The following is an 11,896-nucleotide window of genomic DNA, read 5'->3' as shown; positions in this document are numbered from 1 at the left end:
CCCGTATCGCAGGGCGCAGGGGCGCGTACGCTCAGGCGCTGAAGAAGCTCTTCAGTTTGTCGGCCCAGCCTTCTTCGCTCGGCGAATGTTTGGCGCCGCCTTTTTTCAGCGACTCGTCGAGCTCCTTGAGCAGCTTGCGCTGGTGCTCGGTGAGCTTGACCGGCGTCTCCACCGTGATGTGGCAGTACAGGTCGCCGGGGTAGCTGGAGCGCACGCCCTTGATGCCCTTGCCGCGCAGCCGAAACTGCTTGGCGGCCTGCGTGCCTTCGGGGATGTCGATGGCTGCTTTTCCCGCAAGCGTCGGCACTTCGATCTCGCCGCCCAGCGCAGCCGTGGTGAAGCTGATGGGCACGGCGCAGTGCAGGTCGTCGCCGTCGCGCTCGAAGATGTCGTGCTTCTTCAGGCGGATCTCGATGTAGAGGTCACCGGGCGGGCCGCCGTTGGTGCCGGGCTCGCCGTTGCCGGTGGAGCGTATGCGCATGCCGTCGTCGATGCCCGCGGGGATCTTGACTTCCAGCGTCTTGTTGTTCTTGGTCTTGCCCACGCCGTGGCAGGTCACGCAGGGTTCGGGAATCAGCTTGCCCGTGCCTTTGCACTGCGGGCAGGTTTGCTGCACGCTGAAAAAGCCCTGGCGCATCTGCACCACGCCGTGGCCGTGGCAGGTGGTGCAGGTGACCACCTTGGTGCCGGGCTTGGCGCCGGTGCCGTGGCAGGTGTTGCAGTCGTCCCAGCTCGGGATGCGTATCTGCGCTTCCTTGCCGTTGGCCGCTTCTTCGAGCGTGATTTCCATGGCGTAGCTGAGGTCGCCGCCGCGGTAGACCTGGCGGCCGCCACGCTGCTGGCCGCCGCCGCGCTGGCCGCCGAACACGTCGCCGAAGATGTCGCCAAACGCCTCGGCAAAGCCGCCGAAGCCCTCGGCCCCGGGGCCGCCGCCGCGCATGTTGGGGTCCACGCCCGCATGGCCGTACTGGTCGTAGGCCGCGCGTTTGTTGGCGTCGGAAAGCATCTCGTAGGCCTCTTTGCCCTCCTTGAATTTTTCCTCGGCAACCTTGGAGGCATCCCCCTGGTTGCGGTCGGGGTGGTGCTTCATCGCGAGCTTGCGGTACGCCTTCTTGATGTCTTCATCACTGGCGTTCTTGGGCACGCCCAGTGTGTCGTAGTAGTCTTTTTTGGTTGCCATGGCAGCTCAGGGTCTTCGTCGTTGATCGGTTCGGCGCTGGGGTCGGGTCAGCAGGCGGGCACTGGAACAAGCGGTATCGGCGGGATAGGCGGTAACTGCAGATGCGCAAAAGCGGAAAGCCGGGATGGCTCCCGGTTTCCGCCTTGTGCACCTGCCGGTGCCGTCTGCGTTTGCATGCAGTTATCGCGCCAATGCAGGGCTTGTTGCCAACGGGCGCTTAGCCCTTTTTGACTTCCTTGACCTCGGCGTCCACGACATTGTCGTCGGCCGGCTTGGCTTGCGCCTGTTCGGCGCCCGCCGCGCCTTGCGCGTCACCGCCGGCTGCAGCCTGCGATGCCTGCATGTCGGCGTACATTTTTTCGCCGAGCTTCTGGCTGGCTTCCATCAGGGCCGTGTTCTTGGCGTCGATGGCGGCCTTGTCGTCGCCCTTGAGCGCCTCTTCCATGTCCTTGATGGCGGTCTCGATCTTTTCCTTCTCGCCGGCTTCGAGCTTGTCGCCGTATTCGCCCAGCGATTTTTTCACGCTGTGCACCATGGCTTCGGCGTTGTTCTTGGCGGTCACGAACTCGACCTTTTTCTTGTCTTCTTCGGCGTTCAGCTCGGCGTCTTTCACCATCTGCTGGATTTCAGCCTCGGACAAACCGGAGTTGGCCTTGATGGTGATCTTGTTTTCCTTGCCGGTGCCCTTGTCCTTGGCGCCCACGTGCAGGATGCCGTTGGCGTCGATGTCGAAGGACACTTCGATCTGCGGCGTGCCGCGCGATGCGGGCGGAATGCCCTCGAGGTTGAACTCGCCCAGCGCCTTGTTGCCCGAGGCGATTTCGCGTTCGCCCTGGAACACCTTGATGGTCACGGCCGGCTGGTTGTCTTCGGCGGTCGAGAAGGTCTGCGCGAACTTGGTCGGGATGGTCGTGTTCTTCTTGATCATCTTGGTCATCACGCCGCCCATGGTTTCAATACCGAGGGACAGCGGGGTCACGTCGAGCAGCAGCACGTCGGTGCGGTCGCCGGACAAAACCTGGCCTTGAATCGCGGCGCCCACGGCCACGGCTTCGTCAGGGTTCACGTCCTTGCGTGCTTCCTTGCCGAAGAATTCCTTGACCTTCTCCTGCACCTTGGGCATGCGGGTCTGGCCGCCGACCAGGATCACGTCATGGATGTCGCCCACGCTGATGCCGGCGTCCTTCATGGCGACGCGGCAAGGTGCAATCGTGCGCTCGATCAGTTCGTCGACCAGGCTCTCGAGCTTGGCGCGGCTCAGCTTGACCAGCAAGTGCTTGGGGCCGGTCGCGGGGTCGTGCGCGATGTAGGGAATGTTGACTTCGGTGGCCGGGCTGTTGGACAGCTCGATCTTGGCCTTCTCGGCGGAGTCTTTCAGGCGCTGCAGCGCGACCACGTCCTTGGACAGGTCGATGCCGCTGTCTTTCTTGAACTCGGCCACGATGTAGTCGATGACGCGCTGGTCGAAGTCTTCGCCGCCCAGGAAGGTGTCGCCGTTGGTGGACAGCACTTCGAACTGTTTTTCGCCGTCGACGTCGGCGATCTCGATGATGGAGATGTCGAAGGTGCCGCCGCCCAGGTCATACACGGCGATCTTGCGGTCGCCCTTTTCCTGCTTGTCCAGGCCGAAGGCCAGGGCTGCCGCAGTGGGTTCGTTGATGATGCGCTTGACGTCCAGGCCTGCGATGCGGCCGGCGTCCTTGGTGGCCTGGCGCTGCGCGTCGTTGAAGTACGCGGGCACGGTGATCACGGCTTCGGTGACGGGCTCGCCGAGGTAGTCTTCGGCGGTCTTTTTCATCTTGCGCAGGATGTCGGCGCTGACCTGCTGGGCCGAAATCTTCTTGCCGCGCACTTCCACCCAGGCGTCGCCGTTGTCGGCGGCCACGATGGCGTAAGGCATCAGGGCGATGTCCTTCTGGACTTCTTTTTCGGTGAACTTGCGACCGATCAGGCGCTTGACGGCGTAGAGCGTGTTCTTGGGATTGGTCACGGCCTGGCGTTTGGCGGCCGCGCCGACCAGCACTTCACCGTCTTCCTGGTAAGCGACTATGGACGGCGTGGTGCGCGCGCCTTCCGAGTTCTCAATGACGCGGGGCGTGTTGCCTTCCATGATGGATACGCAGCTGTTGGTGGTGCCCAGGTCGATGCCGATGATTCTTCCCATGATGAATTACTCCTGCTTTTTTGATTCGTTAAAGATTGAAAGTGGGGTGGCCGGGGTTTCTCCCTGGCCGCTGTGAATGACTATGTTGATAACTTGTGGGTAAGTTGATGGGCTTCAAGGGCCCCAACATGTTTTTGCATTCTTGTTTTGTGGCTTGCTGCGGGTTTATTTGGGGGCTGCCACCGTGACCAGGGCGGGGCGCAAGACGCGCTCGGCGATCAGGTAGCCTTTTTGCAGCACGCTGACCACAGTGTTGGCGTCCTGGTCGGCGGGCACCATGCTGACGGCCTGGTGCTGGGCCGGGTCGAATTTGGTGCCGGCGGCCGGGTCGATGGCTACCACCTTGTTGCGCTCGAGCGCGCTCTTGAGCTGCTTGAGCGTGGCTTCTGCGCCTTCGCGGATCTGGTCGGCGGTGGCTTCCTTGACGGCCAGGCCGGCTTCCAGGCTGTCAGCCACCGGCAGCAGGCTTTCGGCGAAGCTTTCCACTGCGAACTTGCGGGCCTTGGCGACGTCGTCGTCGGCGCGGCGGCGGGCGTTTTCGGTCTCGGCCTTGGCGCGCAGGTAGCTGTCGGCCAGCTCGGTGTTCTTGGCCTGCAGCGTGGCGACCTCGGCCTGCGCGACCGTCAGCGCGTCAAACTCGTTGGCGGCTTGCGCCGCTTCCAGTTCCTCGGGGCTGGGCTCGCCGCTAAGTGGTTGATTTTGTTCGGGTTGTGTATTTTCAGACATGCGGTGCAACAGGGTTGGTGTTGGTAAGGTTCCCAACTGGGGATGGCAAAGCCCTTTTCAAGACAAGGGCTTCGGTTTTGGCTGCGAAATTTCAGGGGCTTGGTGGCAGGGCGGCCGGTGGGGCTTGGTGTCCTGGCCGGGCCGGCGGGTCCGGCCGTGAAGGGGGCTCCTGGCCGGGATTGTAGGGGCTGCGGCTGGCCTGCCGGTGCTGTTTGCTACGAAATCCGTAGCGGCTGGGCTTCAAGGTCCTCCGCCGGAACGTCTTTTCTCTATATATATGTATGAGGAACGCCGGACCGCCCTTGCTCCGCGCCTTGCGTCACGGGCATTCAGGCCGACGCGAGCTTTTGCATGCGCGCCATCAGCTCGCGCTTGTTGTCGCGGCTGCGGTGGGCGTGCTCGCGCATCAATGCCTCGGCGCGCGCGCCTTCGCCGGCCAGCAGCGCCGCCAGCACGTCTTCGTGGTCGCTCTGCGCGCGCTGGATGTAGCCGTATTCCAGCAGCGGCAGCGAGCCGTTCAGGCTCAGCGCGCCGGCGCCGGCCATGGGGGTTTTGCTCACGTGCGCGAGCGCCGAAGTCAGCGTGCTGTTGCCGGCGGCCTCGACCAGCGCGCCATGAAAGCGCGCGTTCATGGGCACCCAGCGGGCCGCGTCGATCACGTGGCCGGCGGCTTGGGCCTTCTCCAGCAATAACCGGCCTTCGTCAATGCAGGCCTGCAGCCCGGCCCGGGTTTCGGGCGAGATGCCGCGTTCGGCCGCCCGCCGGGCCGCCATGCCTTCGAGCACGCCGCGCACGTCGACCGCGTTGGTGATCTCGTCGACGCTGAACTGGCGCACGCGGAACCCGCGCGTCGGCAGGCGCTCCAGCAAGCCCTCTTTTTCGAGTTCGCCGAGCGCGATGCGGATGGGCGTGCGCGACACGGCCAGCTGGGCCGAAAGCTCCAGTTCCACCATGCGTTCGCCGGGCGCCGCCTGGCCGCTGAGGATTCTGCGCCTCAGCTCGTTGATGGTGTAGTCGATCTGGGAGGACATGGGCTCTGGATGTAAAGTTGCTGGATTATTGCATGCAATATTTGTAAAACTAAGGGTTAACTAGGTGATTGCCATCGCTATTGCGTGCAATAAAATAAGATGACTAAGTATTTTAAGTGCCACCAGGCACACACACCTTCCCCAGGAGACACGATGATTTCGCCTTTTTCCCACCGCCTGCCGCCGGCTGCCGCAGCCCGCCGCGCGCTGCTGGCCGCTGCAGCCGCCATGGTACTGATCGTGCCTGCCGCACAAGCCCAGCCGGCCGCGTACCCCAACAAACCCATCAAGCTGATCGTGCCCTTCCCGGCCGGCGGTGGCGGCGACACGCTGGCGCGCCTGGTCATGCTGCGCGCGGCCAAGGAGTTGGGCCAGCCCATCGTGGTGGAAAACCTGGGTGGCGCCGGCGGCAACGTGGGCAGCGCCACCGCGGCCAAGGCACCGGCCGACGGCTACACGCTGCTGTACGGCACCAACGGCACGCACTCCATCAACCAGGCGATCTACAAGTCGACGGGCTTTAACGCCCAGCGCGACTTCGAGCCGGTCAGCCAGCTCACGCGCATTGCCGCCATGGTGGTGGTGCGGCCCACGCTGCCGGTCAACTCCATGGCCGAGCTCACCAGGCTGCTCAAGGCCAACCCGGGCAAGTACACCTTCGGCTCGGCCGGCAACGGAACGACTTCGCACCTGGCCGGTGAAATCTACAAGTCGCGCGCGGGCCTGGCGGTGGTGCACATTCCTTATCGCGGCGGCGCTCAGGCGATGACGGACCTGATGGGCGGGCAGGTCGACATGATGATCGAGGTGATGCCCAACGCCGCGCCGCAGGCCAAAAGCGGCCGCGTCAAGCCGCTCGCGGTGACCACCGCCGCGCGGGTCGCGGGCTGGCCCGACGTGCCCACGGTCGCGGAGTCGGGCCTGGCCGGTTTTGACGTCAGCGCGTGGGACGCGATTTTTGTGCCTGCCGGAACGCCGCGGCCCATCGTCAACCGACTGAACGAGGCGATCCACAAGGCGCTGGCCGACCCCGAGTTGCGCGCGCAGTTGCAGTCGCGCGGCGCCGACGTCGCGCCGAGCACGCCGGAAGAACTTGCCAAACACATCGCCGCCAGCATGACGCTGTGGGGCGACGCGGTGAAGCGTTCGGGTGCGTCTGTGGATTGAGGGCGCGGACGGCCACAAAAAAAGCGACCGCTCAGGTCGCTTTTTTTTTTGCAAGCCCGCCGGCGCATGTCAGGGCTTGCTTTTCTTGGTCTGGCTCAGTACCCATTTGCCGGCGAAGGCCTGCAGGTCGTTCAGGCGCTTGAGCAGGTCGGCGCCCAGGGTGGTGACGATGTAGCCGTCGCTGCCGTGGCCGAGCAGGCCGGCTGCGCGCAATTCCTTGATGCGGGTGTTCAGGGTGTTGGGTGTGATGTTGCCGATGCTGTCTTGCAGGAGCCGAAAGGTTTGCGGGTGGCCGTCTTTGAGGGCCCACAGCACGCGCAATGCGTAGCGTGCTTCAAGCAGCTCCAGCAATTGGCCTACCGCCGCATTTTCTTTGGCACTCATCAGCACATCTCCTCGGTCACGATTCGGTCACAGGTGGCGGTTAAGCAAAAAGCTCTAGCGTTGGGCACCCAATATAACGCAAATTCCCGGTTGCTACGAGTTTTATAGCTGCACATGCCCGCCATGTCTGGACTTGGGCGTTGTTGGCCGTGAACAGCTTCTTACATCACGGGAATCAACGCCGCTGGATGCAACGGCACCGTGCTGCCGGCCTGTGACGATGCCATGACGGCTTCTATGACCTGCTGCACGCCCAGCGCGGAGCGCCCGGTGACGGCGGGCGCCGTGCCGTTGTGCACCGCGTGGATGAAATCCTGCAGCACGGTGCGGTGCGCGGCGTGGTCGAAGGCCATGGGGTCGGCGCCGCCGCCCGAGCCTTGTTGGGCACCCGCGCTCACGGTCCGGCCGTCCTGGAAAGCCGCGCGCATTTCACCGCCTTCGAGCGTGGCGGTGCCGCGCGTGAAGTTGAGTTCGATGCGCTCGGGAAAGCCCGGGTAGGCCGCCGTCGTGGCCTGCACCACGGCCACCGCGCCGTTGTCGTAGTGCAGCAGGGCGGCAGCGGTGTCTTCACCTTCCATGCGGTGCACGGCGCTGGTGCCGGCGATGCCCGTCACGCGCGCCGGCATGCCGGTGAAGCTCAGCAGCAGGTCCAGCGTGTGGATGGCCTGCGTGATCAGCACGCCGCCGCCGTCGCGCGCCAGCGTGCCGCGCCCGGGCTCGTCGTAATAAGTTTGCGGCCGCCACCAGCGCACCGCGGCGCTGGCGCTCACCAGGTCGCCGAGCTCGCCGCCGGCGATCAGCGCGCGCAAGGCCACGGCCGCTTCGCGCAGGCGGTGCTGCAGCATGACGGCCAGCGTGACGCCGGCTTCCTCGCAGGCCTCGACCAGCGCGTTGGCGCGGTTCAGGTCTATCTCCAGCGGCTTTTCTACCAGCACATGTTTGCCCGCGCGTGCCACGCGCTGCACGAGTTCGAGATGCGTGTTGGGCGGCGTGAGCACCAGCACGGCCTGGATGCTGGCGTCTTCGAGGATGTCCTCGATCCGTGTGGTTTTCTTCGCACCGGCCGGCAGCTTGACGCCCGCCAGCCGTTCGGCGCTGCGGCCGTAAACATAAACGAGCTCGGCCTCGGCGGCCAGGTCCTGCAGGCTGTGGAAGTGCGGCGCGGACCCGAGGCCCGCGCCTATGACGGCGATGCGCAGCCGTGGGGAGTGAATGGAGTGCATGCCTTGTTCGTTCTCGTGGGTGGGTTGCCTGCCGCAAGCGTTGCGGGTTCAAAGCCGGGCCTCTTCAGGCCCGGCGCGTCAATCCGCCGTGATGCGGCGCGTATCTATCAGTGTCTTCCAGCGCGCCCACTCGCGTAACTGGAAGGTGGTGAATTCCTCGGGCGTGCTGGCGACGATTTCCAGCCCCTGGTCCAGCATGCGCTTTTTCATGTCGGTATCCTGCATCGCGGCAATCACCGCGTCGCTGAGCGCTTTTTTCGTGGCGGCCGGCAGCCCTTTGGGCGCGGCCACGCCTTGCCATGAGTAGACCTCGGCGCCCTTGACGCCGGCTTCGGCCAGCGTGGGCACCTCGGGCAGCACGGGCGAGCGCTTGTCGCCGGTGACGGCGATGGCGCGCAGCTTGCCCGCGCGGATGTGCGGCAGCACGGCGTTCACGTTCTGGAAAGAGAAATCCACCTGGTTGCCCAGCAGGTCGTTGATCGCCGGGGCACCGCCTTTGTAGGGCACGTGCACACCTTCGGTTTTGGATTGCTGCCAGAAAAGCTCGGCCGAGAGATGATCCGACGAGCCGTTGCCCGAGCTCGCAAACGACACCTTGCCCGGCGTTTTGCGCAGCAGCGCCAGCACGTCGTCCAGCGTGCGCTCGGGCCGCGCGATGTTGGCGACCAGCACGTTGGGTGCCTGCACCGGCACGCTGATGTAGTCGAAGTCCTTGGTGGCGTCGTAGGGCACGCCTTTGAGCAGATGCGGCGTGACGACAAAAGCGCCCAGCGAGGATACCAGCAGCGTGTAGCCGTCGGCGGGCGCGCGCTTGACCTGGCCGCTGCCTATGGTGCCGGTGGCGCCGGGCCGGTTCTCGACGACGAAGCTGCCGCCCAGTTTGGTTTGCAGCTGCAGTGCCAGCGCGCGCGCCACCATGTCGGTGGAGCCACCCGGGGGAAAAGGCACAACGATGATGACGGGCTTGGCGGAAGGCCAGGCGGCTTGCGCCCAGGCGGGGAGTGCCTGGAGCGCCAGCAAAGGCATGGCGGCGCCGGCAATGGCGGACTGGATGAGGGAACGGCGTTTCATGGATGTCTCCTGTGCGGGGGAATGGAAGCGGGCGTGAAGCGGCCTGCGCTGCCGCTTCACGCCCTTTTCAACTTACTTGATGGCCTGGATGCGCTCGTACAGGCTCTTGGGCCAGGGCGCATCGGCAGCAACGAGCGAAGGCAGCACGGCCGCGGCGAACGGCGCGCGGTCGACCTTGTTGACGGTCTTGCCCTTTTTCTCGAACTCGGCGACCAGGCGGTTTTCCGCGTCGACGATGTCCTGGCTGGAGCGGCTGGAGGCTTCCCAGAGCACCTGGTCGAAGATCTTCTTGTCGGCGTCGCTGAGCTTGGACCAGACCGAGCCCGACACGGCGGTGATCAGCGACTCGGTGATGTGGCCCGTCAGCGTGATGTACTTCTGCACTTCATAGAACTTCTTGGCCTCGATGGTGGGCAGCGGGTTTTCCTGCGCATCGACCGTGCCGTTCTGCAGCGCGAGGTAGACCTCGGCGAAGGCGATGGGCGTGGGGTTGGCGCCGACGGCCTTGGGGAACATCACGAACAGCGGCGCATCGGGCACGCGCAGTTTGAGCCCCTTCATGTCCTCGGGCTTGAAGATGGCCTTGTTGGAGGTCATGTGGCGCAGGCCGTAATAGGTGTAGCCTGCGATGTGCTGGCCGCCGGTCTTGCTCGCGTAGCCCTGTGCCAGTTCCTGGAAGATCGGGCCGTTGCGGAAGGCCTGGAAGTGGTTGTAGTCGCGGAACACAAAGGGCGCGGCGGCAATCGACAGCGGCGGGTAGGCACGGCCGGCAAAGGCGGCGCCTGTGTAGATGATGTCCACGGTGCCCAGGGTCAGGCCCTGGTTGATTTCGGTTTCCTTGCCCAGCGATGAGGCCGGGAAGACTTCGACCACATAGCGGCCGTTGGTCTTCTTCTTGATTTCGTCGGCGGCCCAGACGGCCTGCTTGTGGAAGGACTCGGACGTCTCGTAGACGTGCGCCCATTTGAGTTTGGTTTGCGCGGCCGCAGTGCCTGCGCCCAGGGTGGCGGCGAGGGCCAATAGCGTCGCGCCCGCAATGCTGCAAAGGGTTCTGCGTTTCATGTCTTGTCTCCTGATGTTCTAGTAATAGGTGGCTATCCCGGTATCACTGGCAAAAAGGGCGCCGGGGTATACCGCCCCCGGCGCCCGACTGGGCTGCACACACGCCCAATGACAGAAATCACAAAAGACAGAAGGGCCTGCGGGAGCCTCTAACTTCCCGCAAGCCTGCCGTGCCGCTGTGTTTACCGCACCATGCAGGGCATCTTGTTGTTGAAGCTCCAGCCTGGAATCAGGTACTGCATGGCCACGGCGTCGTCGCGCGCGCCCAGGCCGTGCTTGAGGTAAAGCTGGTGGGCTTTTTCCACTTCAACCATGTCCAGCTCCACGCCCAGGCCGGGCTGCTTGGGCACGGCGACCTGGCCGTCCACGATTTGCAGCGGCGCCTTGGTCAGGCGCTGGCCGTCCTGCCAGATCCAGTGCGTGTCGATCGCGGTGACCTTGCCCGGCGCGGCAGCCGCAACATGCGTGAACATGGCCAGCGAGATGTCGAAGTGGTTGTTCGAATGCGAGCCCCAGGTCAGGCCCCAGGTCTGGCAGATCTGCGCCACGCGCACCGAGCCCTGCATGGTCCAGAAATGCGGGTCGGCCAGCGGGATGTCGACCGACTGCAGGTGGATGGTGTGCGACAGCTCGCGCCAGTCGGTGGCGATCATGTTGGTGGCCGTGGGCAGGCCCGTGGCGCGGCGGAATTCGGCCATCACCTCGCGGCCCGAGAACACGCCTTCGGCGCCGCAGGGGTCTTCGGCGTAGGCCAGCTCTTTATGCCGGTCCTTGCAGATGCGGATGGCGTCCTTCAGCAGCCAGCCGCCGTTCGGGTCCAGCGTGATGCGCGCATCCGGGAAACGCTCGGACAGCGCGACGATGGCTTCCATCTCTTCCTCGCCGCGCAGCACGCCGCCCTTGAGCTTGAAGTCCTTGAAGCCGTAGCGCTTGTAGGCCGCCTCGGCCAGCGCGACGATGCCGTCGGCGTCCATGGCCGGCTCGTGGCGCAGGCGCAGCCAGTCGTCTTTCTCGTCGGGCGCCGAATCGTAGGCCAGGCTGGTCTTCTTGCGGTCGGCCACATAGAAGAGGTAGCCCAGCATGGCCACCGAGTCGCGCTGCTGGCCGTCGCCCAGCAAGGCTGCGACGGGCACGCCGAGGAACTGGCCCAGCAGGTCGAGCAGGGCGCTTTCAACGGCGGTCACGGCGTGGATGGCCACGCGCAGGTCAAAGGTCTGGTTGCCGCGGCCGCCGCTGTCGCGGTCGGCAAAGGCGGTGCGCAAGGTGTTGAGGATCTGGTTCCACGCGCCTATCGACTGGCCTTCGATCAGCGGCGCCGCATCCTGCAGGGTGTTGCGGATCTTCTCGCCGCCCGGCACCTCGCCCACGCCGGTGCGGCCGGAGCTGTCGGTCAGGATCAGGATGTTGCGGGTGAAGAAGGGGCCGTGCGCGCCGCTCAGGTTCAGCAGCATGCTGTCCTGGCCGGCGACGGGAATCACCTGGACGCGGGTGATGCGCGGCGTTTGCGAGGCGGCAGGCGGGGAAACGGGGAAGGCTTGGGAAGCTGAAGAAGCGGGCATACCGGGCGTGTTGTAGATGGTTGATAAGGGATTTATCAGTTATCGTACAACTCGCCGATTCTTTATGCAACCAGATTTGCCCCTAAGGCCCGGGCTGCCTGGGGCTCCACGGCTTCCCCCGGCGGCTGCATGGTGTGCGCGTTGTTGCCCCGGCGCAGGCGCTCGCGGCTGTTGGACAAATGGGTGCGCATCGCGGCGCGCGCGGCCTCGGCGTCCTGGCTGCGGATGGCGTTGTAGATGCTCTCGTGCTCGCTGTTGACGCGCTGCAGGTAATTGAAGCGGCCCTCGGGCGCGCTGTGCGCCGTGTTCACGCGCGTGCGCGGGATGAT

At 64.9% G+C, this 11,896-nt stretch carries 11 protein-coding genes; 1 reads left to right on the top strand and 10 read right to left on the bottom strand.

The window, feature by feature from the left end:
• Positions 1 to 31: 31 nt before the first annotated feature.
• The 4 genes from dnaJ to ACLV8F_RS20745 form a co-directional block, all read right to left on the bottom strand.
• Positions 32 to 1,180, bottom strand: a complete 1,149-nt coding sequence (gene dnaJ, locus ACLV8F_RS20760) for a molecular chaperone DnaJ (RefSeq protein WP_411886099.1) — start codon at positions 1,178 to 1,180, stop codon at positions 32 to 34.
• A gap of 217 nt (positions 1,181 to 1,397) precedes the next feature.
• Complete coding sequence (gene dnaK, locus ACLV8F_RS20755) at positions 1,398 to 3,344, bottom strand: molecular chaperone DnaK (RefSeq protein ID WP_411886098.1); 1,947 nt, start codon at positions 3,342 to 3,344, stop codon at positions 1,398 to 1,400.
• 165 nt (positions 3,345 to 3,509) lie between these two features.
• Entirely contained in the window at positions 3,510 to 4,070 is a 561-nt protein-coding gene (gene grpE, locus ACLV8F_RS20750; protein WP_411886097.1) for a nucleotide exchange factor GrpE, read from the bottom strand.
• A gap of 329 nt (positions 4,071 to 4,399) precedes the next feature.
• A complete protein-coding gene (locus ACLV8F_RS20745; RefSeq protein WP_411886096.1) occupies positions 4,400 to 5,101 on the bottom strand; it encodes a GntR family transcriptional regulator in 702 nt (233 codons plus the stop codon).
• Between the two features lie 153 nt (positions 5,102 to 5,254).
• Here ACLV8F_RS20745 and ACLV8F_RS20740 point away from each other — a divergent pair, with 153 nt between their 5' ends.
• On the top strand, positions 5,255 to 6,268 hold the full coding sequence (locus ACLV8F_RS20740; RefSeq protein WP_411886095.1) for a Bug family tripartite tricarboxylate transporter substrate binding protein: 1,014 nt from the start codon (positions 5,255 to 5,257) through the stop codon (positions 6,266 to 6,268).
• Between the two features lie 69 nt (positions 6,269 to 6,337).
• Here ACLV8F_RS20740 and ACLV8F_RS20735 read toward each other — a convergent pair whose 3' ends face one another.
• From ACLV8F_RS20735 to ACLV8F_RS20710, 6 genes are all read right to left on the bottom strand, one after another.
• The gene (locus tag ACLV8F_RS20735) at positions 6,338 to 6,652 is read right to left on the bottom strand and encodes a winged helix-turn-helix transcriptional regulator (RefSeq protein WP_411878288.1); all 315 of its coding nucleotides are present in this window, start codon (positions 6,650 to 6,652) and stop codon (positions 6,338 to 6,340) included.
• 161 nt (positions 6,653 to 6,813) lie between these two features.
• The gene (locus ACLV8F_RS20730; protein WP_411886094.1) at positions 6,814 to 7,875 is read right to left on the bottom strand and encodes a Gfo/Idh/MocA family protein; all 1,062 of its coding nucleotides are present in this window, start codon (positions 7,873 to 7,875) and stop codon (positions 6,814 to 6,816) included.
• Positions 7,876 to 7,953: 78 nt separating this feature from the next.
• A complete protein-coding gene (locus ACLV8F_RS20725) occupies positions 7,954 to 8,946 on the bottom strand; it encodes a Bug family tripartite tricarboxylate transporter substrate binding protein (RefSeq protein ID WP_411886093.1) in 993 nt (330 codons plus the stop codon).
• Between the two features lie 72 nt (positions 8,947 to 9,018).
• Complete coding sequence (locus tag ACLV8F_RS20720) at positions 9,019 to 10,008, bottom strand: sialic acid TRAP transporter substrate-binding protein SiaP (RefSeq protein WP_411886092.1); 990 nt, start codon at positions 10,006 to 10,008, stop codon at positions 9,019 to 9,021.
• Positions 10,009 to 10,190: 182 nt separating this feature from the next.
• On the bottom strand, positions 10,191 to 11,567 hold the full coding sequence (gene gudD / locus ACLV8F_RS20715) for a glucarate dehydratase (protein ID WP_411886091.1): 1,377 nt from the start codon (positions 11,565 to 11,567) through the stop codon (positions 10,191 to 10,193).
• Between the two features lie 62 nt (positions 11,568 to 11,629).
• On the bottom strand, positions 11,630 to 11,896 hold a 267-nt coding region (locus ACLV8F_RS20710), incomplete at its 5' end, for an FCD domain-containing protein (RefSeq protein ID WP_411886090.1).

Source organism: Polaromonas sp. YR568 (assembly GCF_943369675.1).
Classification (GTDB): domain Bacteria; phylum Pseudomonadota; class Gammaproteobacteria; order Burkholderiales; family Burkholderiaceae_C; genus Polaromonas.
The sequence above is the reverse complement of the archived record's forward strand: the minus strand, read 5'-3'. Positions and strand labels throughout refer to the sequence as shown.